Below are 22,792 nucleotides of genomic sequence, written 5' to 3' on the forward strand. Positions count from 1 at the left end.
CGGGTGAAGCCGCAAAACCGCACGTACCGTCGAATGCATGACGCACATCGACGCGGGCGCCGCACTCGACCGCACGACGGCCCCGTCAGCGGCGGTGACCGGCCTGACCGCCGCCGAGGTCGCCGAGCGGGTGCGGCGGGGCCAGGTCAACGACGTGCCGGTGCGCAGCAGCCGGACCCTGGCGGAGATCGTCCGGGCGAACGTCTTCACCCGGTTCAACGCGATCATCGGTGTGCTCTGGCTGGTCATGCTGTTCGTCGCGCCGTTCCAGGACAGCCTGTTCGGGTACGTCATCCTCGCCAACACCGGGATCGGCATCGTCCAGGAATGGCGGGCGAAGAAGACCCTCGACTCGCTCGCGGTGATCGGCGAGGCACGTCCGACCGTACGGCGGGACGGCACCGCGACCGCGGTCAGCACCTCGGAGATCGTCCTCGACGACCTCATCGAGATCGGGCCCGGCGACAAGGCCGTGGTCGACGGGGAGGTCGTGGAGGCCGACGGCCTGGAGATCGACGAGTCGCTGCTCACCGGTGAGGCCGACCCGGTGGTGAAGCGGCCCGGCGACCAGGTGATGTCCGGAAGCTTCGTGGTCGCCGGCGGCGGCGCCTTCCGGGCCACCAAGGTGGGCCGCGAGGCCTACGCCGCCCAGTTGGCCGAAGAGGCCTCCCGCTTCACCCTGGTCCACTCCGAGCTGCGCTCCGGCATCTCCACGATCCTCAAGTACGTGACGTGGATGATGGTCCCGACCGCGATCGGCCTGGTCGTCAGCCAGCTCTTCGTGAAGGACAACGACCTCAAGGACTCCATCGCCCGCACGGTCGGCGGCATCGTGCCGATGGTCCCCGAGGGACTCGTCCTGCTGACCTCCGTCGCCTTCGCCATCGGCGTCATCCGGCTTGGCCGGAAACAGGCGCTCGTCCAGGAACTCCCGGCCATCGAGGGCCTCGCCCGCGTCGACACGGTCTGCCTCGACAAGACCGGCACCCTCACCGAGGGCGGCATGGACGTCACCGAGCTCAGGCCGTTGCAGGGCGCCGACGAGTCGTACGTACGGAAGGTCCTGGGCGCCCTCGGCGAGTCCGACCCGCGGCCCAACGCCTCCCTCCAGGCGATCATCGACGTCTACCCGGACGTCCAGGAGTGGCGCTGCACCGAGTCGCTCCCCTTCTCCTCGGCCCGCAAGTACAGCGGGGCCACCTTCAGCGAGGGCGACGGCCAGACCAGTACGTGGCTGCTGGGGGCGCCGGACGTGCTCCTGTCCGCCGACGACCCCGCGCTCGCGGAGACCGGGCGGCTCAACGAACAGGGGCTGCGCGTGCTGCTGCTGGCCCGCGCCGCCCACGAACTCGACCACCCCGAGGTGGCCCAGGGGGCACGGCCGACCGCCCTCGTCGTACTGGAGCAGCGGCTGCGCCCCGACGCGGCCGACACCCTGCGCTACTTCGCCGAACAGGACGTCCGCGCCAAGGTCATCTCCGGGGACAACGCGGTGTCGGTGGGGGCGGTGGCGGCCAAGCTCGGGCTGACCGGCAGCACGGTGGACGCACGCCGGCTGCCCGCCGAGCCGGACGGGATGGCCCAGGCGCTCGACGAGGGCACGGTGTTCGGGCGGGTCACCCCGCAGCAGAAGCGGGAGATGGTGGGCGCCCTCCAGTCGCGCGGGCACACGGTCGCCATGACCGGCGACGGGGTCAACGACGTGCTCGCCCTGAAGGACGCCGACATCGGGGTGGCGATGGGCTCCGGTTCGGAGGCCACGCGGGCGGTCGCACAGATCGTGCTGCTGAACAACAGCTTCTCGACGCTGCCCTCGGTGGTGGCGGAGGGCCGGCGGGTGATCGGCAACATCACCCGGGTCGCGACCCTGTTCCTCGTCAAGACCGTCTACTCGGTGCTGCTCGCGCTCCTCGTGGTGTGCTGGCAGGTCGAGTACCCCTTCCTGCCCCGGCACCTGACCCTGCTGTCGACGCTGACGATCGGCGTCCCGGCGTTCTTCCTGGCCCTCGCGCCCAACCACGAACGCGCACAACCGCACTTCGTGCGGCGGGTGATGCGGTACTCGATCCCCGGCGGGGTGGTGGCGGCGATCGCGACCTTCGTGACGTACCTGATCGCCCGCCACCACTACACCGGACCCGGCGCGTTGGACGCGGAGACCAGCGCGGCGACCCTGACCCTGTTCCTGATCTCGATGTGGGTGCTGGCGATCATCGCCCGCCCCTACACCTGGTGGCGGCTCGCGCTCGTCGCGGCGATGGGCCTCGGATTCGTCCTGGTCCTGGCCGTGCCCTGGCTCCAGGACTTCTTCGCGCTGCAACTGGTCGGGCTGACGATGCCGTGGATCGCGGTCGGCATCTCGGTGGTGGCGGCGGCCGCCCTGGAACTCCTGTGGAGGTGGGTCGACCGCCGCGGTTCCGCCTAGTCCTACTGGACGTCGACGAAGTCGCCGGCCGCGCTCACGGAGGGCGTGGTCGTCGTGCCCGCGAAGCTGTAGCGGTAGTAGCCGTCGGCCGTCGCCGTGGTCGTCGTCTTCAGCGTGCCCGTGGACGTCGTGGTGACGGTCTTCAGGGTCGTGTAGGTGCTGCTGCCCTTCTTGCGGAACTGCAGCTTCACCGGCTGGGTCGAGTAACCCGCGTACGTGTTGGTGTCCCAGTTGGCGCGGGCCAGCTTGCCCGTGACGGTGATCGTCTTCCCCTTCTTCACCGGTTCCGGGGAGGCGTTGGCGGTGAGGGTGGCCCGGCGCTGGAGGTGGGTGCTGCCGAGGTTGCCCTGCCAGGTGATCCCGTCGCTGTCGTTGACCGCGAGGGCGCCCAGCTTCCAGGTGCCCGCCTGGCTGTTGATCAGGTCGCCGGTCTCGGCGGTGCCCTTCGGGCGGAACTGGACCTTCGCCGAGCACTTCAGCACGGTCGAGGAAGAGGCCGTGCAGGTACCGGCGTCGTCACCGAAAAGCAGGTCGTCGGAGTCCATGCCGAGCGTGGCGCCGCGGTAGAGGACGGGCCCGGTCTGGAAGGAGCTCGCGCTCAGGTTCGCGGGCTTGGTCACGGTGTAGGTCGCCGAGACCGTGACCATGGACGTCGACCCGACGACGATGTTCTTGCCGCTGTTGACCTTCAGGTTGGAGAAGGTGACGGCGGGCCCGGCCGTGGCGGCCGAGGCGGACGGCACGGCAAGGGCGGAAAGTGCCACGGCGCCGGAGGCGGCGAGGACGAGGGCGCGTATGCGCATGTGCGTTCCCCATGAGGAGAGAAGGATCTCGGAGTCTGCTGACTCACTCCGTAGATCCCTGACTCACGCGGTTGGTTGTACGCGTGAGACGTGATGTGGGCCGCACATGCGCAACGCTCGCTTCCGCCCGACTTACTTGACGTCGATGAAGTCACCCGCGGCGTTGACCGCCGGGGTGGTGGAGGTGCCCGCGAAGCTCCAGCGGTAGAACCCGTCGACCGTGGCCTTGACCGTGGTCGTCAGGTCGCCCTTGCTGTTGGTCTTGACCGTCTTCAGCGTGGTGTAGGTGCTGGAGTCCTTCTTGCGGAACTGCAGCTTCACCGGCTGGGTCGAGTAACCGGCGTACTTCCGCGACTCCCAGTTGGCCCGCGTCAGCTTGCCCGTGACGGTGATGGTCTTGCCCTTCTTCACCGGCTCCGGGGAGGCGTTGGCGGTGAGCTTCGACTGACGCTGGACCCGGTGGGTGCCGTACAAGTCGTTCCAGTAGTCGGTGCCGGCCTCGTCGGCGGCCATCGCCGCGGCGGTCACGTGCCAGGTGCCGGCCAGCGAGTTCATGTACAGCTCCCGGCCGATGTCGACCGTGACGGTGAGCTTGCAGGTCGAGGTCGTGGTGCTGACCGCGGTGCAGGTGGCGTTCTGCTCGTTCGGAGCGAACACACCGTCGACATGGTTGGTGTCCCGGCCGTGCCACAGGTCGATGTACGCGTCCTGGATACCGGCGGAGTGACTGGCGGTCAGCGACACGGTGAAGGTCTTGACGCCCGAGGTACCGGCCACGATGGCCTTGCCGCCGTTGACCTGCACGCTGGAGACGACCGGCGGTTCCGCGTCGTCGGCGGCGCTCATCGCGGCTCTGGAAACGCCGAAACGCTCTGCGGCGGTGGGTTTGTGGAGGCCCCCGCCGTCGGCCTGTGCGGCCGGGACGGCGAGGGCGGCGAGGACGAGGCCGCCGGAGACGGCGGCCACGGTGGTGCGGATGCGCATGCGTTCCCCCAGGGACTGGTCGAAGAGCCTGGCGGCTCGTGGGGTCAGATGCGCGACCGGGGCGAAGCGTTGCAGAAACGGTAAGAAATTTGTGTGAGCGGGCGCTCAGTCGAACCAGCGGTCCCGTGCCAGTTCCTCCGTGCGGGTCGGGTCCTCCAGGAGGGCTGCGACCTCGAAGCGGCGGGGCCACTGTCGGGCCGCCCAGGCGAGGCCCGCGGCGACGCCCTCCAGGGTGGACGCGTGCAGGACGCCGTCGTTCGTCAGGCGCCAGTCGATCTCCACGCCGTCGACGACGAGTTCGTCGTGTTCGACGTACGTGGCGGGGGTGCCCGCGCCCAGCAGGATCCGTACCGGCTCCGGGACTTCGTGCTCGGTGCCCTCGGAGTCCACCGAACCCGTCACCGACTCGCTGAGCCGGCGGACCTGGAAGAGTTCGGCGAGTTCGGCGGCCCGGGAGGGGCGGACCGGCAGCAGGGGGACACCCTGTGTGAAGGGCAGCAGGTCCGGCGAGTCGACGACCACCGCGTCGGCCGCGTCCACGACCTCGACCCGGCCGTCCGTCACCGCCCGCAGCTCGTCGGGCAGGGTGACCTGTTCGGGGTCCAGGTCGGCCAACGCGCTGTAGAGGCCGTGCAGTTGTGCGCCGGTGACCGGCCGCGAGGGGTCGGCCAGGCGGTCCAGCAGTTCCGCCGCCCCGCCCGGCTCCGCCAGCAGCGCGGCCACCGACGTCCGCACGCCCAGCGCCCGCAGCACCTGCTCGTCGTCGAACCCGGTCGCGTCCGCCTCGTCGTACAGGCCGCGCAGGAGGGGGTCTCCCCCGGCCGCCAGCAGGCCTGCGGGGCGGCGGCCGTCCAGCACCGGGTTGCCGCGCAGCCACCAGGCGGTGTACGGCCGTACGACCTCGTGCGTGCCGTCGGGCAGGAGGATGCGGACCTGCTGGGTGAGGGCGTCCCTGAGCGGGGGCTGTGCGAGCAGGGCCAGGGCCTCGGGCCACTTGTCCTCGTCGACCAGGTCCAGGTCGCGCACGGCGATCAGCTCGGTGGCGACCGGCGGTACGGGCGTGTCCGGGAAGCGGTCGAGGATGTCCTCGCACCACACGTCCACCGCGTCGAGGAGCCCGGCGTCGTCCGGTTCGGCGAAGTCGCCGTCGCGCGGCTCCAGTTCGTCCGGGTCCAGCACCACGTCCGTGGCCCGGACCAGGGCGAAGTCGGCGAGCACCCCGCAGGCGGCGAGTGGCTGCTCGCCCCACTTGCGGGCCAGCTCGGCGTCCACGAAGGCGAGCTCGTCCTCACGGATCACCCGGGCGAACGGGCTGCCGGGCAGGACGAGTTCACCGGCGGGGACCAGTTCCCCCTCCTCGTCGGGCAGGGCGAGCGCGCCCAGCCACGGCTCGTCGCCCGGCTCCAGGCCCGCGTCCCGGACCAGCGCGAGGACGGTGTCGGCCAGCTCCTCGGCGTCCGGGGTGTCCTCCTCCCAGCTCACGCCCCCGTCGTCGTCCAGGGAGGCGGCCACGGCCGCCCGCACCTGGGGCGTGGTGAGCACCGCGCGCGGGGTCGCGGGCAGCGCGCCGAGCTTCTCCAGCAGCGGGTGGGCGGCGTCCGGATGGGCCACCTTGAGGCCGAGCCGGGCGAGGACGCCGGGGTCGATCAGGGGCCCGTCCGAGGTGGGCAGCAGCACCTGCCGGGGCCCGATGGTCGTACGGCCGTCGGCGAGCGGCACGGGAAGCCCGGTGAGCCGGTCGGGGTCGACGCCCGCGAGGCTGTCGTAGAGCCGCTGCCACCACTCCGGCTCCTTCTCCAGCCCCGCCAGCCGGTCGATCGCGTCGGTCAGCGGGACCCGGGCGACGCCCAGCGTGCGCAGCTCCACCCGCCGTTCGAGCCCGGCGGGCAGCAGGGTGGGCAGCACCTCGGCGAGCACCCGCACGGTGTCGGCCCCGGCGCCCTCGACGACCTCGGCCTCGCGCGGGCGCAGCACCTCGGGGAGGTCGTCGGTGGGTTCCAGCGCGGGGGGCAGGAACGCGGTGCGCGGGAGGCGCTCCAGGATCGCCTGCCGCAGCGCCCCGTCCAGCTCGCCCTTGCCCAGCGGACCCGGCACCAGCGCGATGATCCCCTCGCTCACCGGCCGCCAGCCGGCGAGGAGTTCGGTGTACGCGTCCGCCGCGCGCTGCACGAGGAAGTCGGTGAGCGGTCCGGGGGCCGCGTGCCGGCGGGTGGTGTCCAGCGGGAAGGACGCGATGAGCAGCGCGGGGACGCCGAGCGGTTCGTCGCTGGGCGTCGGGGCGTGCACGACGGGGCTGGTGCGGGGGTGGGCGGGGGTGCCGTCGGGGTCGGCGGGCACCGCCCAGGTGAGCGACCAGTGCGGCCGCAGCCGCTCCTCCACGGGCCGGTCGGCGAGGAGTTCGGGGGTGAGGGGCCCGTGCGCGGAGGCGGTGCGCCACCGGGTCGTGCCGTCCCGCGAGTCCTCCACGACGGTGAGGCCGTCCTCGGTCCGGCGGCTGATCGTGCGGGTCGCGTCGGCCGTCTCGACGACGACCTCCTCGAGGCCGGGCAGGGCGAGGAGGAGGGCGTCGTCGACGGCGTTCAGCAGGCGCTCGGCGAGGTCGGCGGCGGCGGGGTCGCGCAGCGGGAGGATGACGACGGTGTCGTAGGGGTCGGGCGCGCTCCCCTCGGCCGCGAACGGGAGCCGCAGCAGCGGGACGTGGCCGTCGCGGCGGCGGATCTCGTCGCCGAGACCGGGGCTGTGGCGGGCGGTCTCGGCGGCGTGGTCGCGGGCCTCGGCGAGGGACCAGCGGACCCCGCCGTGGCGGCCGACGACGGCGGGCTCGTCGGTGACGGCGAGCACGGCGGCGAAGCCGACGCCGAAGCGGCCGACCGAGCCGTCCGTCTGGTCGCGCTTGGCGGAGGCGCGGAGCGTGGAGAGGGACTCGACACCGGCCGCGTCCAGCGGGGCGCCGGTGTTGGCGGCGAACAGGACGCCCTCGCGCAGGGTGAGCCGCAGCCGTCCGGGCACGCCGGCCCGGGCCGCGGCGTCGGCGGCGTTCTGCGCGAGCTCGACGACGAGCCGGTCCCGGTACCCGCCGAGGACGAGGTCCTCCTCGGCGTTGGCGTCCTCCCGGAACCGGGCGGGGCTGGTGGCCCAGGCGTCCAGCACCCCTCGCCGGAGCCGGGCGGTCCCGAACGGGTCGGCACCCTCGGCAGCGGGCCGCACGAACTTGCTCACGTTGACTCTCCTCATCGGCGTGACGACGAAGGTACCGCGACGAGGGAGGACGGTGACTCCGCCCCGTGCGGCCCCCGCGCCCGCTCCCCGCGGGAACCGGATTCCGCCGAGCGGCGAAGTACGGGTGAAAGCCCGAGCTGCACAGCGCCACTACGACGAAAGGAGCCCCGATGACCGTCGAACCAGGCGTCGGCGTGGGGCAGGACAGCGACGCCTCGGTGATCGAACGGTCGTGGGACGAGCCCGAGACGTTCGCCGTGCTCTTCGACCGCCACGCCGACTCGGTGCACCGGTACGCGGCACGCCGGCTGGGTGCGGAGGCGGCCGAGGACGTGATGGCGGAGACCTTCACCACCGCGTTCCAGCAGCGCTTCCGGTACCGCACGGAGGCTGCCGACGCCCGTCCCTGGCTGTTCGGCATCGCCACCAACCTCATCGGCCGGCACCGGCGGGCCGAGGCCCGACGGCTGCGGACACTCGGCCGGCTGCCCCCGGCCGCTCCCGGCGGACCGGCCGAGGAGACCGTCGCGGACCGGGTGGCCGCCCGGGTCAGCGCCCAGGCGGTGCGCGCCGAACTCGCCGGTGCCCTGGCCCGGTTGCCCGCCCGGCACCGGGACGTGCTGCTCCTGGTCGCCTGGGCCGACCTCGGCTATGACGAGGTCGCGCGCGCCCTCGGGGTGCCGGTGGGGACGGTCCGGTCACGGCTGCACAGGGCGCGCAGAAAACTTCGTGAGGCATTGGGCGGATCCGATCCGACCGCTCTCCGAGAGGAATCCGACGATGAATGAGATCGAACTTCTGCGGGAGTGGGACGCGGACGCGGCCCCGCTCACGGACGCCGCCCGCGCCCGGGCCCGCTTCCGCCTCCACCAGGCGATGCGGGCACCCACCGCCCCCGCCGCCGTACCCGGTGTCGGCCGCCGTCCGCTGCTGCGGATCGCCGTGGCCGGCGTCGCCGCGGCGGCCGTCACCGCGACCGTGGTGATCTCCCAGGACACCGGGGAGCACGCACCTGGCACCCGGACCGTGAGCGCGGCCACCGTGCTGCGGGGGGCGGCGGCCGAGGCACTGCGCACCGAGAAGCCGCTCGCCCCGCGCGACGACCAGTTCGTCTACACCAAGGAGGTCATCGAGCGCAGGCCGGTGGCGGGCGGTCCCGTGAAGAAGTACGTCGACGAGAGCTGGAGCTCGGTCGACGGGTCCAAGAAGTCCTACGTCAGCGAGCTGGGCCACAGGCAGTGGGTGCCACCGGCGCAGAAGGGCGAGTACTCCTGGCCACCGCGTGAGTGGTCGAAGGTGAAGAAGCTGCCCCTCGACCCGGCCAGGCTGACGATCGTGCTGCGCGAGTCGGGCACGAAGCCCGACTTCGGCCGGAGGACCAGGGCGGACGAGTGGCCGCGGATCCAGTTCTACCTCTCCGGTCTGCTCGGCGGGCCCGTCCTGCCCAAGGGGCTGCGCTCCGCGGCGTTCGAGGCGCTCGCCGCCGTCCCCGGGGTCGAGGTGCTGCCGCGCCGGACCGAGTTCGCCGGACACACCGCCGTCGGCGTCCGGTACGTCGGCCCGCCCGGCACCCCCTGGGCGGACGGTGGGCGGCTGCTGCTCTTCGACGCGAAGACGTACCGGTACCTGGGGCTGCGTGAGCGGGTCACGGGGAAGGGCACGACCCACGCCTACGACCAGTCGCAGTACATCGTCGCCGACGGCGTCGTGGACCGGGTGTTCCAGCGCCCGTGAGCCCAAGGCCCTACGAGTGGCCCAGTTCCGCCGACGCCTCGTCCGCGGTCTCCGGCACCGAGCCGGAGTCCCGGGCGGGGCGCAGCGGGAACGGGTCCACCCGGGTCTCGTCGATCACCGGCGGGGCCGGCTGGGGCGGCTTCGGCATGACCGCCGCCTCCGAGTGGCCGCCGCAGCCGTACGCCAGCGACACCACCCGGCCGTCCGCCGGGGCGAACTCGTTGGCGCACAGTCCGAAGGCCTGGCCCAGGGAGCCGCCGAGCGGGACCAGGAAGCCGCAGCTCGCACAGGGCGCCGGGGCGGCCTGGGCCATCGGGGTCTTGGCGCCGAAGGCCTCCTCCCAGCGGTCGGCGGCGATGTGGAGGCCGTAGCGGGACAGGACGCGGGCGCGGCGCATGCCCAGTTCCTCGGCGACCGCGGCGATGGAGCCGCGGGTCGGGACGACGGGGAGGTTCGACGGGGCGCCCGCCGTGAGTTCCGCGTCCTCCGCCTCGACCAGCTCGGCCATCTCCTCGGAGACGGGAGCGCTCGGCAGGGGTTCGTCCTCGCCGGTGTAGCCGGGCTCCAGACGCAGGTCCTCGGCGTCGGTGGGGAGCAGGTCGCCGGGGCCCATGTCGCCGGGGCGCAGGCGTTCGCTCCACGGCACCCACTCCGGTGCCAGCAGCGCGTCCGGGCCGGGGAGCAGGACGACCTCGTCCAGCGTCACGATCTTCGCGCGTGAGGCGCGCGCCACGGTCACGGCCCAGCGCCAGCCGCGGTAGCCGAGTTCCTTGCACTCGAAGAAGTGCGTGACGACACGGTCCCCCTCGGAGACCAGGCCCGCGTGCTCGCCCACCACCCCGGGCGCGGCGGCCTCCTCGGCTGCGGCGCGGGCGAGGTCGACGGCCTCGGCGCACAGGCGGTCGGGGGTGCGGCTTCGCGTTGTCGCTGCGCTCACAGGTATCGCTTCTCTCCTACGCCGTCACTCGGGTGCGCCGGCCTGAAGGCGGTGGGTGCGGACGGAGCGGACCGGAGGACCGCGTCGACGTCCGCGCCCGATCGCGCTCGGGCGCACCTGCTCCCATCCATTCTGCGGGATGTCAGAGAGGCGCGCGGCCGAGAACGTTCGCCACGGCGCGCTACGCACGCTACCTGTTCGCCGCCGCTCGGCCTACACCGACGTGATGGTTCGTTGCCCCCGGTGGGCCTCCGGCGGGCTTCCGGTGGGCTTCGTGTGGCACTTCATATGCGTTCATACGCGCGGTAAGCGCACTACTCACAGCTTTCTCGGGGCACTATGACGGGGTGGCAGCCACGAGGACACCCCAGGGAGCCACCGGAGTCGGTGGCGGTTCGGGCCGGATGACAGGGTCCGTGCGTGCCGTCGGCCGTGCCCTGCACTTCCCGTTCACCGGTACGGCCCGCGGCATCCGCAAGGCGACCCACGCGCACGGGGCGGGCGAGTCCGGCCTCGGCAAGCTGATCGAACTGCACGCGGTCAACGGCGCGGGGGACGTGATGATCACCGTCGCCCTCGCCTCCACGGTGTTCTTCTCGGTGCCGACCGACGAGGCGCGTGGGCGCGTCGCCCTGTACCTCGCCATCACCATGGCGCCCTTCACGGTCCTCGCGCCCGTGATCGGCCCCCTCCTCGACCGGCTCCCGCACGGCCGCCGGGCCGCCATGGCGGGTGCCATGCTCGCCCGGGCGATGCTCGCGCTGATCATCGCCGGGGCGGTCGCCACGGGCAGCCTGGAGCTGTATCCGGCGGCCCTCGGCGTACTGGTGGCCTCGAAGGCGTACGGCGTGGTCAGGAGCGCGGTCGTGCCCCGGCTGCTCCCGCCCCGCTTCTCCCTCGTCAAGGCGAACTCCCGCGTCACCCTGGGCGGCCTCCTCGCCACCGGCATCGCGGCCCCGGTCGGCGCGGGGCTCCAGGCCATCGGACCGCGCTGGCCGCTCTACGGCGCCTTTGTGATCTTCATCGCGGGCACGTTCCTGTCGTTCTCGCTGCCGCCGAAGGTCGACTCGGCCAAGGGCGAGGACGTGGCGCTGCTCGCCGCCGACGAGGAGCATCTGCACGGCCCGCATCTCAAGCCGGTCAAGCGGCCGGGGCTGCGCACGGTCGGCACCGCCGTCACCCACGCCCTGGGCGCGAACGCCGCCCTGCGCTGGCTCTCCGGCTTCCTCACCTTCTTCCTCGCGTTCCTGCTGCGCGAGCATCCGCTGACCGGCGAGAGCGCGGCGGTCTCCCTGGGGCTGGTGGCCGTGTCGGCGGGCGCGGGCAACGCGCTCGGCACAGCGGTCGGGGCGTGGCTCAGGTCCAGGGCGCCGGAGATCATCATCCTGACGGTGGTGGCGATCGTGCTGGGCGCGGCGATCACGGCGGCGATCTTCTTCGGCGCTCTCCTGGTGGCGTGTCTCGCGGCGGTCGCCGGGTTCGGGCAGGCCCTGTCGAAGCTGTCCCTGGACGCGCTGATCCAGCGGGACGTGCCCGAACTGGTCCGCACCTCGGCGTTCGCCCGCTCCGAGACGATGCTCCAGGTGTCGTGGGTGTTCGGCGGCGCGGTCGGCATCGTGATGCCGCTCAACGGCTACCTGGGTCTGTCGGTGGCCGCCGCGGTCGTGGCCGCGGGCTGGCTGGCCACCGCCAAGGGGCTGCTGAGCTCGGCACGGCACGGCAGCTCCGCCACGGCGCGAGTGGCGTAACCGGCAGGGCTCGCCGCACCCCGCATAAAGGGACTGCTGTACCCGCCCGATAGCCTTCCGCCATGACCACGCTGCAATCCGATGTGCGACGCCGCCGCGCCGTCGCCGCCGCCGGCCTCGTTTCCGCCGGACTGCTCGTCCTGTCGGCCTGCGACAAGCCGACGCCGCGCGTCACCGTCACGGTCGGTTCGACCTCGGTGAGCGCCGAGGCCGTCTGCTACGACGACGGCAACGACCTCGGCAAGGCGAAGGCCGCCAAGTGCGCCCTGGAGAAGTCGGACGTCAAGACGATCAAGGTCAAGCAGAGCGAGACGCTGCGCGTCGGCGTCGACCCCGAGATCGCGGACACCGGCTGGGCGCTGTGGATCAACGGCCAGCAGATGACGTACGCCTACAAGAAGACGTACTACGCCTTCGACGGTGTCGACCTGTTCGCCCAGCAGCAGGGCCAGGCCCCGCAGAAGACGCTGTACATCAGCATCGTCGAGCAGGACAAGCAGTCCTCCGGCGAGAGCAAGGCGTTCAAGGGCGTCTGGAACTTCAAGCTGGAGAACTCCGACTACTGATCCGCTGATTCCGATGCGCATCCTCGTGGCCACCGCGGTCCCGGTCGAACGGGACGCGGTGGCCCGTGCGTTCACGGGCCCGGCGCCGGCCGTCGACGTCCTCGCCGTGGGGGTCGGGCCCGCTCTCGCCGCCGCCGGCACCGCCACCGCGCTCACCCGGGCCGCACTGGAGGGTTGCGGCTACGGCCTCGTCGTGTCCGCCGGGATCGGCGGCGGGTTCCTCCCGCACGCGCCGGTCGGCTCGCTCGTCGTCGCCGACGAGATCACCGCGGCCGACCTCGGGGCGGAGACCGCCGAGGGGTTCGTGCCGGTGACCGAGCTGGGGTTCGGTGCCGTGACCCACCGTCCGCCCGCGGCTCTCGTGCGGGCCGCGAGCGCCGCGACCGGGGCACGCTCCGGGGCCGTGCTCACCGTCTCCACGGTGACCGGTACGGCCGCCCGCGCGGACGCCCTGCGCGAACGCCACCCCACCGCCCTCGCCGAGGCCATGGAGGGTTTCGGGGTCGCCGAGGCGGCCGGGATCCACGGTGTGCCCGTGCTGGAGATCCGTGCCGTGTCCAATCCGGTCGGCCCGCGCGACCGGGCCGCCTGGCGCATCGGTGACGCGCTCGCGGCCCTGACGGAGGGGTTCGGGAAGCTGACGCCCGTACTGGAGAGTTGGGAACACCATGACGACTGAGCAGACGACCGAAGCGCTGAAGATCGCGTACTCCCCCTGCCCGAACGACACGTTCGTCTTCGACGCCCTCGCCCACGGCCGGGTGCCCGGGGCGCCCGCGCTGGACGTGACCTTCGCCGACATCGACGTCACCAACGGGATGGCGGAGCGCGGCGAGTTCGATGTGCTGAAGGTGTCGTACGCCGTGCTGCCGTACGTTCTCGACGAGTACGCGCTGCTGCCGTGCGGGGGTGCGCTGGGCCGGGGGTGCGGGCCGCTGGTGCTGACGCGGGAGGCCGGGGTGGACCTCACCGGCCGTACCGTCGCCGTGCCGTCCGAGAGGTCGACGGCGTACCTGCTGTTCCGGCTGTGGGCGGCGGACGTGCTGCCGGGCGGGGTCGGGGAGATCGTGGTGCTGCCGTTCCACGAGATCATGCCGGCCGTGCGGGACGGGAAGGTCGACGCGGGGCTCGTGATCCACGAGGCGCGTTTCACGTACCAGAACTACGGTCTGCACAAGCTCGCGGACATGGGCGAGCACTGGGAGTCGACGACCGGGCTGCCGATTCCGCTGGGCGCGATCATCGCGAAGCGGTCGCTGGGGGCGGAGCGCCTGTCACTGCTCGCCGAGTCCGTCCGGGCTTCCGTGCGGACCGCCTGGGACGCGCCCGAGGTTTCCCGGCCTTATGTCATGGAGCATGCGCAGGAGATGGATCCCGCGGTCGCCGATCAGCACATCGGTCTGTACGTCAACGAGTTCACCGCGGACCTCGGCGAGGACGGATATGCGGCGGTTCGCGGGCTGTTGACCCGGGCGGCCGCGGAAGGGCTTGTACCGGCTTTGCGGCCCGACGCGTTGTCGTTTATCTGACGCCCTTTGCGGCACTCGGCCATTGGGCCAGTTTCAACATTCCCAGGACCCGGTGGACGAGGAAGCCCGCGAGCGGGAGTTCCACGCACACCGCCAATGCCGCCGCACCCCACACGTCCGGGGTGCCCAGGGCCAGCGACACGTCGAACCACGCGTCGCAGACCAGCAGGGCACCGGTCGACACGGCCGCCACCACGACCCCCCGGTGGCGGCGCCGGCCCAGCAGGGCCGTGGCGGCCATCGCGAGCAGCAGCAGGACGTCGAAGCCGACCCAGGTGGTGCGCCACTGACGGACCGTGTACCCGCTGGGCAGCGTGCAGGCCAGCAGGATCGTCCACGGGACGAGGCCGATGGCGCAGACGGTCAGCAGCTCCAGGGTGTGGCGCCGCTGCCGCCGGATGTGCTCCGGCAGCTGGAGGGACGGCGCCTCGGCCCGGGGTCCGCTCACTACACGTCGAGCTGGTCGGCGACCGCGCGCAGCAGACCGGCGATCTTCTTCCCGGCGGCCTTCTCGGGATAGCGGCCGCGCTCCAGCATCGGTGTGATGTTCTCCAGGAGGGTCGTCAGGTCCTGGACGATGGAGGCCAGTTCGTCCGGTTTCTTGCGGGTCGCCGCCGCGACCGAGGGCGTCGGGTCCAGGATGGCCACCGAGAGGGCCTGGTCACCGCGCTGCCCCGCGACCACTCCGAACTCCACCCGCTGCCCGGGCTTGAGCGTCTCGACTCCGGCGGGGAGGACCGAGGAATGGACGAAGACGTCACCGCCGTCGTCGCGGGAGAGAAAGCCGAAGCCCTTCTCGCTGTTGAACCACTTGACCTTGCCGGTAGGCACGTCTGTCCTCGTCCTCGTACTCGTCGGAAAACTGCTTCTGAAACGGCTCTTGATAGCACTGGGGCGGGTCGTCGGGACCCGCCGGTACCAAGGCTAATGGTCTTCAGGCCGGTGACAAGACGTCGCCCGGTTGTTCCTTCGGGCAGGGAACTACCCTGGTCCGGTGCGTGACAAAACCCAAACGAATTCCGCCGCTCCCGGTGACCGACTGATCCGTGCCGGAGCCATCGTGTTCTTCATCGGCGCGGTGGCCACTCTGGTCACCGTGGCCCCGTTCCTGCTCGGAACGACGCCTTTTCCGACGTACATGTTCGGATTGAGCATGCTCATGGCCGTCGGTTTCGTGGTGGCCGGTGCGGGCGTGCTGCAATCCGTCGCGGCGGGAAGGCGTCAGGCGCGGGCCGGAACACCCTCCGCGCGGTAGTCCGAAAACCACCCCGGGAACTCGGTGAGAGCGCCGAGGACGACATCGGCGCCGGCCTCGGTCAGTTCCGCGGCGGAGCACGGGCCGGTGGTCACCGCGACCGAGAGGGCCTCGGCGATCCGCGCCCCGCGCACATCGCCGACGTGGTCCCCGACGTACACGCTCGCGCCGTGCTCGCGCAGGGCCTCGCCCTTGCCCTCGGCCCACAGGTTGCCGATCACCGCGTCGGGCTCCATGCCCAGGTGCTCCATGTGCAGCCTGGCGTTGGGCTCCCACTTGGCCGTCACCACGATCGCCCGCCCGCCGGCCTCCTGCACGGCGTGTATGGCCTCGCGGGCGCCGGGCAGCGCCAGGGTGCCGGTGATGGCGTACGACGGGTACAGCTCGCGGTAGAGGTCCGCCATGGCCGGGATCCGGTCCGCCGGGAACCAGTGCGCCAGCTCCTCCTGGAGCGGCGGCCCGAGCCGCGTCACCACCAGGTCGGCGTCGACGTACGTCCCGGTCCGCTCGGACAGTTCCACCCAGCAGGCGTGGATGCCGGGGCGGGAGTCGACGAGCGTCATGTCGAGGTCGAAGCCGACGGTCGGGGCGGAGGTGCTTGTAGAGGCCATATGAGCCATTGTGCCCAAGCGGTCAGGCCGTCGGACAACGATTTCCGGCGCCCCGGCACCCGTGGTCTACCGCCGCCGCTGCGAGCGCCACACCAGGAACAGCGCCGACGCCACGGCCGCGCCCCGCACCACCCAGGGCCAGGTCTCGGCGACCGCGTCGTTCATGTGCCCCTGGGCGATCGGCTCGCCCCAGCGGCCCTCGTTGCGGCCCCACAGCCAGACGATCCCCGCGGTGAGCGCGAGGCTCGGCAGGAACACGACGGCCCATTTGGTCTCGGCGTCGCTCAGCCGGCGCGAGGCCCACGCGATGAGCCAGCCGACGACGAGGACCAGCAGGTTCCCGAGCACCGCACCGGCGACCAGGAGGGCGGCGGCGAGCAGCAGGAGCGGGTTGCTCCAGCTCCCGGGGCCGGCGAACCGGCGGCGGACCGGGGCGGCCTCGACGACCGGTGCCGCGGCCTTCGCCTTCGTCCCGCGCTTCCACCAGGCCGTCCGGGCCTTCACCACCGGCGCGGGCGCCGTCTGCTCCACGGCGGGCGCGGGCTCCGGCTTCTTCTCCTCCTTGGGCGGCGGGGGCTTCAGCAGCTCCGGGATCTCCACTCCGCCCACGAAGCCCGGCACGCTGTCCCCGACACCGAAGGGACTGCTGTCCACCCGCCACCAGTCGGGCTGCGTCGCGCTGTCGCCGAGTTCGTCGAGACCGGCCAGGTGCGGCCCGTGGGAGGTGTCGCGGTCGGCCGCGGGGGCCGGCTGTGGCGGGGTGTCGGGGCGCGGCCGGGGGACGACCTTGCGCAGCCCCTTCGGCCGCTCGGTCTCCTCCGTCTCCCGGTCCCGCTGCACGGGCATGGCGACGACCGGCGCCTGCGGGGCGCTGTCCGCCGTGCCTCCGGCGGCGGTGACCACCTCGTCCGGGCTGCCCAGCCTGGCGATGATCCGGCGGACGGCGGCCGGCGAGTCCACGGTCACCTTGGCGCGCCGCCGGTCGATCTCGTTGCGCAGTTCCGAGACGAGCCGCATACGGGTGGACGACGGCAACTGCCGCTGCTGCGCGACATCGCCGACGCGGCTCAGATACTCGTAGACGACCTGGTCGCTCTCGATACCCACGAAGTCCCCTCCGGGGCGGGTGCGTTGGATACCCCGTGGGACGACGTTAGCGCAGGCAGCCGCCGACGGGACGGGGCCCGGCGCGGAGAACGACGGTCGCGCGGGCGCGGCGTACGTCACCCCTGGCCCGTGCCGCCACCCGCTACCGTTGGTCGGATGAGCAATCCGGCCGTACCGCCGCGCTCCCTCGCGGAAGCGCTCCGGGCCAGGGACGACGCATCCCTGGCCGCGCTTCTGCGTGCCCGCCCCGACCTGATCACGCCCGTGCCCACGGACCTCACTCAGCTCGCCACCCGGGCCGGGACCAGGGCGTCGGTGGTGCGGGCGCTGGAGCGGCTGGACCGTTTCGCGCTCCAGACGGCGGAGGCACTGGCGGTGGCGGCCGACCCGGCCCCCTACGGCGAACTGCTGGCCCTGCTGACCGGAGACGGCGGTGACCCGGCCGTCTCGGCGGCCCTCCCGCGCGCCCTCGGCACCCTGCGCGAGCAGGCCCTGGTGTGGGGCGACGACGACCGGCTGCGGCTGGTCCGGACGGCCCGCGAACTGCTGGCGCCCTCGCCGCAGCATCCGTCGCCGACCGGGCTCGGGCCGACCGTGCAGGAGGCCACGGCGGGGATGTCGCCGGGCCGCATCCAGGACATCGTCACGGCGGCGGGGCTCGGCTCGACCCACGACTCGGTCTCCGCGGTGGCCTCGCTGACGGCGCTGTTCACCGACCGCAAGCGGATGTCGGCGCTGCTGGCCGGGCTTCCGGAGGAGTCGCGGGAGGTGCTCGCGCGGCTGGTGTGGGGCCCGCCCTACGGCCAGGTCACCGCCGACCCGGCGGCCCGTCTCAGACGCCTGCTGGACCTGGGGCTGCTGGTGCCGACGGCGCCCGGGACGGTCGTACTGCCCCGGGAGGTGGCCCTGCATCTGCGCGGCGGCCGGGCGCACCGGGAGGTGGAGCCGCTGCCGCCGGCCGTGGAGCCCGCGGCGACCCACCGTCCGCAGGTGGTGGACGCCACGGCGGCCGGGCAGGCGTACACCGCGCTCGCGACCGTCGAGGAGCTGCTGAAGGACTGGGACGAGGGCGGCCCCTCGGTGCTGCGGGCGGGCGGCCTCAGCGTCCGCGACCTCAAGCGCACCGCGGTCGCCCTGGACGTGGCGGAACCGGTCGCCGCGTTCTGGGTGGAGCTGGCGTACGCGGCGGGCCTGCTGGCCTCCGACGGCGAGGCCGACGAGCGGTACGCGGCGACCCCGGCCCACGACGAGTGGCTGGAGCAGCCCCCGGCACAGCGCTGGGCCCGGCTGGCGCAGGCGTGGCTCACGGCCACCCGGGTGTCCGGGCTGGTGGGCGGCCGGGACGCGAAGGACCGCACGCTGTCGACGCTGGGCCCGGGACTCGACCGCAGCGCCGCTCCCGAGGTACGGCACCGGGTGCTGACGCTGCTCGCGGGGCTGCCGGAGGGGGCGTCGCCGTCCAGGGAGTCGGTGCTGGCCCGGCTGCGCTGGGAGCGTCCGCTGCGCGGGCCGCAGCGCGAGGACGACCTGCGGTCACGGCTCGCCGAGTGGACGCTGGCGGAGGCGGAGCTGCTCGGGGTGACGGGACGGGGCGCGCTGTCCGGGCACGGGCGGGCCCTGCTGGGGCTGACCGCGCCGAAGACGCCGGCCGCGGTGCCGGAGGGCCCCGGGGACAAGCTTCCCGTGCACCACCGCCCCGCGGTCGCCGAGCCCCTCTCCCCCGCCGAGCAGGCCACCGCGTCCGCCGCGGCCGCCCGGCTGCTCGCGCCGCTGCTGCCCGAGCCGCTCGACCACGTCCTGCTCCAGGCGGACCTGACGGCGGTGGCCCCCGGGCCCTTGCAGCGGTCGCTGGCCGAGGTGCTGGACGTCCTGGCCGACGTGGAGTCCAAGGGCGGGGCGACGGTGTACCGCTTCACGCCCGGTTCGGTCCGCCGTGCCCTGGACGCCGGCCAGTCCGCGTCCGACCTGCACGCCTTCCTCGCCGCGCACTCGCGCACGCCGGTGCCGCAGCCGCTGACGTACCTGATCGACGACGTGGCCCGCCGGCACGGCCACCTCAGGGTCGGCGCGGCCTCCGCGTACGTCCGCTGCGACGACGACGCCCTGCTCAACGAGATCCTCGCCGACAAGCGCGCCGCGGGCCTGCGGCTGCGCCGCCTGGCCCCGACGGTGCTGGCCGCGCAGGCCGACCCGGCGTCCCTGCTGGAGGGGCTGCGCGCGATGGGCTTCGCCCCGGCCGCCGAGTCCACGGAGGGCGATGTCCTGATCACCCGCGCCCACGCCCACCGCACCCCGCCGCGCACGGCCCCCGAACCCGTACCGGACGGTCCGCCGGTCCCCGACGCGACCCTCCTGTCGGCCGCGATCCGGGCCATCCGGGCCGGTGACCTGGCCGCCACGACCCCGCGCAGACAGGGCGACCAGCCCCTGCCCGCCACCGGGGAACTCCCCCGCACCAGTTCCGCCGAGACCCTCGCCACCATGCAGGCCGCCGTCCTGACCGGCGAGGCCCTGTGGATCGGCTACGTCAACGCCGAGGGCGCGGCCAGCCAGCGCGTCATCGCCCCCATCCGCGTCGAGGGCGGCTTCGTGACGGCCTACGACCACACGGCCGACGAGGTCCGCACGTACCCGCTGCACCGGGTGACCGGGGTGGCGGAACTGGCGGAGGACTAGGGAGAGCCGGCGGGCAGCCCGGAGTGGGCCCGCAGCCGCACCGGTGTCGAGGGGCGGTGCTCAGGCGCAGCCCCGGAGCCCCGTCAGCACTCCGCGAGAGGAGAGCCGGCCGACAGCCCGAAATGGGTCCGGGCCGCGGACTCCAGAGGGCCCGCGGCGACGTCGGCGTCGAAGGAGACCGTCGTGAAGCGGCCGAAGCGGCTCGTCAGCCATTCCGCGTAGCCCGCGCCCTCGGGGGGCTCCTCCTGCGACACGACCGTGTAGTCGCCGTCGGTCTCCCGCCGCAGCCGCAGCACCTGCGGGACCTCGGCGCCGCCGCACTCCACCAGGTGCCCCGCGCGCACCCCGTACTCCAGGCACAGCGTGCTGACGCCGGCCCGCACGAGTCCGTCCCGCTCGTCGAGATCCACCGCCTCCGCCCGGCAGAACCACCGCGCCCGCAGCCCGGGCTCGCTCTCCCCGTACCCGGAACCCCGCGCCTGCTCCACGAGCCGCGCCTCGATGGCGGGGCGCACCTGGTGCCACAGCCGGGGGTCGGCGTCCGGCGGCCAGCGCGCCCACGCACCCGTCGCCACCAGCACCACGACCGCTCCCCCGCCGACGGCCCATCTGCCCGCAGACATCCCCATGTGTCCTCCCCAGACCGCTTCCGCCAGTCAAGACACCCGAGCGGGGGCCGGGGTTGCGCCGCGAGCGACCCCGGCCGGCTCGGCCTCCCTTGATCGTCCCTGGTTGAGGCACACTGGACGTTTGGCCCGTGCGGAAGGATGCATGTACGTGAACGGTCCTCTCATCGTCCAGTCCGACAAGACCCTGCTGCTCGAGGTCGACCACGAGCAGGCCGACGAGTGCCGTCGGGCCATCGCGCCGTTCGCCGAGCTGGAGCGGGCGCCCGAGCACATCCACACCTACCGGGTGACCCCGCTCGGGCTGTGGAACGCGCGTGCCGCCGGGCACGACGCCGAGCAGGTGGTCGACGCCCTGGTGCAGTACAGCCGCTACCCGGTGCCGCACGCCCTGCTCGTCGACGTCGCCGAGACGATGGACCGCTACGGGCGGCTCACGCTCAGCAAGCACCCCGCCCACGGGCTCGTGCTCACCACCACCGACCGGCCGGTCCTGGAGGAGATCCTGCGCTCGAAGCGGATCACCCCGCTGGTCGGGGCGCGGCTGGACCCGGACACCGTGGTCGTGCACCCCTCCGAGCGCGGGCAGATCAAGCAGACGCTGCTGAAGCTGGGCTGGCCCGCCGAGGACCTCGCGGGATACGTCGACGGCGAGGCGCACCCGATCGAGCTGGCCGAGGACGGCTGGGCGCTCCGGCCCTACCAGAAGCAGGCCGTGGAGAACTTCTGGCACGGCGGCAGCGGAGTGGTCGTCCTGCCCTGTGGCGCGGGCAAGACCCTCGTCGGCGCCGGGTCCATGGCGCAGGCCAAGTCGACCACGCTGATCCTCGTCACCAACACCGTCTCGGCCCGGCAGTGGAAGCACGAGCTGGTGAAGCGGACCTCGCTGACCGAGGACGAGATCGGCGAGTACAGCGGGACCCGCAAGGAGATCCGGCCCGTCACCATCGCCACCTACCAGGTGCTGACGACCCGGCGGAAGGGCGTCTACCCGCACCTGGAGCTGTTCGACTCCCGGGACTGGGGGCTCATCGTCTACGACGAGGTGCACCTGCTGCCCGCGCCCGTCTTCAAGTTCACCGCCGACCTCCAGGCCCGGCGCAGGCTCGGGCTGACCGCGACCCTGGTGCGGGAGGACGGGCGGGAGTCGGACGTCTTCTCGCTGATCGGGCCCAAGCGGTTCGACGCGCCGTGGAAGGAGATCGAGGCGCAGGGGTACATCGCGCCCGCCGACTGCGTCGAGGTGCGGGTGAACCTGACCGACTCCGAGCGGCTCGCCTACGCCACCGCCGAGCAGGAGGAGAAGTACCGCTTCTGTGCCACGACCGCGACCAAGCGGAAGGTCACGGAGGCGCTCGTCAAGCGCTTCGCGGGCCAGCAGATCCTGGTGATCGGCCAGTACATCGACCAGCTCGACGAACTCGGCGAGCATCTGAACGCCCCCGTCATCAAGGGCGAGACCACCAACGCCCAGCGCGAGAAGCTCTTCGGCGCCTTCCGGGAGGGCGAGATCAGCGTGCTGGTGGTGTCGAAGGTGGCGAACTTCTCCATCGACCTGCCGGAGGCGACCGTCGCCATCCAGGTCTCGGGCACCTTCGGCTCCCGCCAGGAGGAGGCCCAGCGGCTCGGGCGGGTGCTGCGTCCGAAGGCGGACGGCCACCAGGCGCACTTCTACTCGGTGGTCGCCCGCGACACCATCGACCAGGACTTCGCCGCCCACCGGCAGCGGTTCCTGGCGGAGCAGGGGTACGCCTACCGGATCGTGGACGCGGACGACCTGCTGGCGGAGGGGTCCTGAGCGCCGGGGCGGCTACGGCGTCAGCAGTGTGAGGACCAGCGCGAGGACGGTCGCCGGCGGCAGCACCGCGAGGAGCGCCAGCCACGCGCGCAGGGCGGACCAGCGGCGCTGCCAGGGCAGGGCCCAGGAGGCGACGAAGGCGGGCAGGGTGACCAGGGCCCCGAACTCCAGGATCGCGTAGATCACGGTCAGGGACGCCGTCAGGGCCCGCGGGCAGTCGTCGGGGCCGCAGGAGTCGGTGGCCATCGCGGACAGGCCGCCGAACAGCAGGGCGAGCGGGCCGAGGACGACCAGCAGGACGGTCGCGACCAGCGGGGCCACCCACGCGTGGCGGTCCTGGTCGCGGTCGGGAAGGGCCGGTGCGGTCGCTGTCGTCATACCGCCGAGTGAACCGCCGCGGAGGCGGCCGGACATCGGCTCGGGTACTCATCCCGGGCCGTGTGCCGTACTCAGCGGCGCCGGACGCCGGCCTCCTCGCCGTACTCGCCGAGTATGACGACGTCGAAGGCGGCGCCGGCGAAGACGCGGACCGCCCGCAGGGCGTTGCCGAGGCGGTGGGTGCTGTGGATACCGGAGACGGGGGTCGCCCCGGACGGGCGACCGGGGGCTGGGGTGAAGGTCGCTGCGCTCATGTCTCCATGGTGGCCGAGCAGGGATAAAGAGGGCATCGGTCTCAGGTAGTCCCTTTCCGTGCTACCTGAGTACGGCCCGCGGGGTGGAGCCACCCCGGAAGGGGGAGGGGCGATCCCCTAGGGGCCGGTCCCGGAGAAATGC

21 protein-coding genes are annotated in these 22,792 nt (G+C 72.9%); 10 read left to right on the forward strand and 11 right to left on the reverse strand.

Annotation, left to right across the window (positions count from 1 at the left end):
- Positions 1-37 precede the first annotated feature (37 nt).
- Positions 38-2,425, forward strand: a complete 2,388-nt coding sequence (locus ACIQJT_RS27845) for a cation-translocating P-type ATPase (RefSeq protein WP_402648021.1) — start codon at positions 38-40, stop codon at positions 2,423-2,425.
- Between the two features lie 2 nt (positions 2,426-2,427).
- On the opposite strand, the gene ACIQJT_RS27850 is transcribed toward ACIQJT_RS27845, so the two are convergent.
- The 3 genes from ACIQJT_RS27850 to ACIQJT_RS27860 form a co-directional block, all read right to left on the reverse strand.
- Positions 2,428-3,228, reverse strand: coding sequence for a hypothetical protein (locus tag ACIQJT_RS27850; RefSeq protein WP_402648023.1), 801 nt, complete (start codon positions 3,226-3,228; stop codon positions 2,428-2,430).
- A gap of 132 nt (positions 3,229-3,360) precedes the next feature.
- Positions 3,361-4,212 (reverse strand): DUF5707 domain-containing protein, encoded by an 852-nt coding sequence (locus ACIQJT_RS27855; protein WP_365452247.1) that lies wholly within the window; start codon positions 4,210-4,212, stop codon positions 3,361-3,363.
- Between the two features lie 105 nt (positions 4,213-4,317).
- Positions 4,318-7,431, reverse strand: a complete 3,114-nt coding sequence (locus tag ACIQJT_RS27860; protein WP_402648026.1) for a sacsin N-terminal ATP-binding-like domain-containing protein — start codon at positions 7,429-7,431, stop codon at positions 4,318-4,320.
- A 170-nt stretch (positions 7,432-7,601) separates the two neighbouring features.
- On the opposite strand from ACIQJT_RS27860, the gene ACIQJT_RS27865 reads away from it, so the two are divergent.
- Together ACIQJT_RS27865 and ACIQJT_RS27870 are read left to right on the forward strand one after the other, a co-directional pair.
- Positions 7,602-8,219: an RNA polymerase sigma factor gene (locus ACIQJT_RS27865; RefSeq protein ID WP_402648029.1), complete on the forward strand. Its 618-nt coding sequence runs from the start codon at positions 7,602-7,604 to the stop codon at positions 8,217-8,219.
- Positions 8,212-9,165: a CU044_5270 family protein gene (locus ACIQJT_RS27870; RefSeq protein ID WP_402648031.1), complete on the forward strand. Its 954-nt coding sequence runs from the start codon at positions 8,212-8,214 to the stop codon at positions 9,163-9,165. The genes ACIQJT_RS27865 and ACIQJT_RS27870 overlap by 8 nt, the downstream gene beginning before the upstream one ends.
- 10 nt (positions 9,166-9,175) lie before the next feature.
- On the opposite strand, the gene ACIQJT_RS27875 is transcribed toward ACIQJT_RS27870, so the two are convergent.
- The gene (locus tag ACIQJT_RS27875; protein WP_365452255.1) at positions 9,176-10,102 is read right to left on the reverse strand and encodes a DUF3027 domain-containing protein; all 927 of its coding nucleotides are present in this window, start codon (positions 10,100-10,102) and stop codon (positions 9,176-9,178) included.
- Between the two features lie 404 nt (positions 10,103-10,506).
- Between ACIQJT_RS27875 and ACIQJT_RS27880 the strand changes: the two genes are divergently transcribed.
- The 4 genes from ACIQJT_RS27880 to ACIQJT_RS27895 all read left to right on the forward strand — a co-directional run bounded on the left by ACIQJT_RS27880 (position 10,507) and on the right by ACIQJT_RS27895 (position 13,945).
- On the forward strand, positions 10,507-11,850 hold the full coding sequence (locus ACIQJT_RS27880; protein WP_365452257.1) for an MFS transporter: 1,344 nt from the start codon (positions 10,507-10,509) through the stop codon (positions 11,848-11,850).
- A 62-nt stretch (positions 11,851-11,912) separates the two neighbouring features.
- Entirely contained in the window at positions 11,913-12,416 is a 504-nt protein-coding gene (locus ACIQJT_RS27885; RefSeq protein ID WP_053851159.1) for a hypothetical protein, read from the forward strand.
- A 13-nt stretch (positions 12,417-12,429) separates the two neighbouring features.
- Complete coding sequence (locus ACIQJT_RS27890) at positions 12,430-13,095, forward strand: futalosine hydrolase (protein ID WP_402648034.1); 666 nt, start codon at positions 12,430-12,432, stop codon at positions 13,093-13,095.
- Entirely contained in the window at positions 13,085-13,945 is an 861-nt protein-coding gene (locus ACIQJT_RS27895) for a 1,4-dihydroxy-6-naphthoate synthase (RefSeq protein ID WP_365452261.1), read from the forward strand. Before ACIQJT_RS27890 ends, ACIQJT_RS27895 begins: the two co-directional genes overlap by 11 nt.
- Here the strand turns inward: ACIQJT_RS27895 and ACIQJT_RS27900 are convergent.
- Both ACIQJT_RS27900 and ACIQJT_RS27905 read right to left on the reverse strand, forming a co-directional pair.
- Positions 13,938-14,393 carry a hypothetical protein gene (locus ACIQJT_RS27900; RefSeq protein ID WP_402648038.1) on the reverse strand — a complete coding sequence of 152 codons (456 nt, stop codon included), beginning with the start codon at positions 14,391-14,393 and terminating at the stop codon, positions 13,938-13,940. The genes ACIQJT_RS27895 and ACIQJT_RS27900 overlap by 8 nt on opposite strands.
- A complete protein-coding gene (locus tag ACIQJT_RS27905) occupies positions 14,393-14,776 on the reverse strand; it encodes a cold-shock protein (protein WP_365452265.1) in 384 nt (127 codons plus the stop codon). The genes ACIQJT_RS27900 and ACIQJT_RS27905 overlap by 1 nt, the downstream gene beginning before the upstream one ends.
- Positions 14,777-14,939: 163 nt before the next feature.
- Here ACIQJT_RS27905 and ACIQJT_RS27910 point away from each other — a divergent pair, with 163 nt between their 5' ends.
- Positions 14,940-15,200 (forward strand): hypothetical protein, encoded by a 261-nt coding sequence (locus ACIQJT_RS27910; RefSeq protein ID WP_053851154.1) that lies wholly within the window; start codon positions 14,940-14,942, stop codon positions 15,198-15,200.
- Here ACIQJT_RS27910 and ACIQJT_RS27915 read toward each other — a convergent pair.
- Positions 15,167-15,811, reverse strand: a complete 645-nt coding sequence (locus ACIQJT_RS27915) for an HAD family hydrolase (RefSeq protein ID WP_402648041.1) — start codon at positions 15,809-15,811, stop codon at positions 15,167-15,169. The genes ACIQJT_RS27910 and ACIQJT_RS27915 overlap by 34 nt on opposite strands.
- A gap of 66 nt (positions 15,812-15,877) precedes the next feature.
- Positions 15,878-16,918 carry a hypothetical protein gene (locus ACIQJT_RS27920; protein ID WP_402648044.1) on the reverse strand — a complete coding sequence of 347 codons (1,041 nt, stop codon included), beginning with the start codon at positions 16,916-16,918 and terminating at the stop codon, positions 15,878-15,880.
- A 156-nt stretch (positions 16,919-17,074) separates the two neighbouring features.
- On the opposite strand from ACIQJT_RS27920, the gene ACIQJT_RS27925 reads away from it, so the two are divergent.
- Positions 17,075-19,594 (forward strand): helicase-associated domain-containing protein, encoded by a 2,520-nt coding sequence (locus tag ACIQJT_RS27925; protein ID WP_402648047.1) that lies wholly within the window; start codon positions 17,075-17,077, stop codon positions 19,592-19,594.
- Positions 19,595-19,677: 83 nt separating this feature from the next.
- Here ACIQJT_RS27925 and ACIQJT_RS27930 read toward each other — a convergent pair whose 3' ends face one another.
- Positions 19,678-20,217 carry a hypothetical protein gene (locus ACIQJT_RS27930; RefSeq protein ID WP_402648049.1) on the reverse strand — a complete coding sequence of 180 codons (540 nt, stop codon included), beginning with the start codon at positions 20,215-20,217 and terminating at the stop codon, positions 19,678-19,680.
- 154 nt (positions 20,218-20,371) lie between these two features.
- On the opposite strand from ACIQJT_RS27930, the gene ACIQJT_RS27935 reads away from it, so the two are divergent.
- Entirely contained in the window at positions 20,372-22,018 is a 1,647-nt protein-coding gene (locus ACIQJT_RS27935) for a DNA repair helicase XPB (RefSeq protein WP_365452275.1), read from the forward strand.
- A 12-nt stretch (positions 22,019-22,030) separates the two neighbouring features.
- Here the strand turns inward: ACIQJT_RS27935 and ACIQJT_RS27940 are convergent, their stop codons facing one another.
- Together ACIQJT_RS27940 and ACIQJT_RS27945 are read right to left on the reverse strand one after the other, a co-directional pair.
- Positions 22,031-22,396 (reverse strand): hypothetical protein, encoded by a 366-nt coding sequence (locus ACIQJT_RS27940; RefSeq protein WP_402648054.1) that lies wholly within the window; start codon positions 22,394-22,396, stop codon positions 22,031-22,033.
- Positions 22,397-22,467: 71 nt separating this feature from the next.
- Entirely contained in the window at positions 22,468-22,650 is a 183-nt protein-coding gene (locus ACIQJT_RS27945) for a hypothetical protein (protein ID WP_179200241.1), read from the reverse strand.
- Positions 22,651-22,792: the final 142 nt, after the last annotated feature.

The organism is Streptomyces sp. NPDC091972 (assembly GCF_044756385.1).
Lineage (GTDB): Bacteria > Actinomycetota > Actinomycetes > Streptomycetales > Streptomycetaceae > Streptomyces.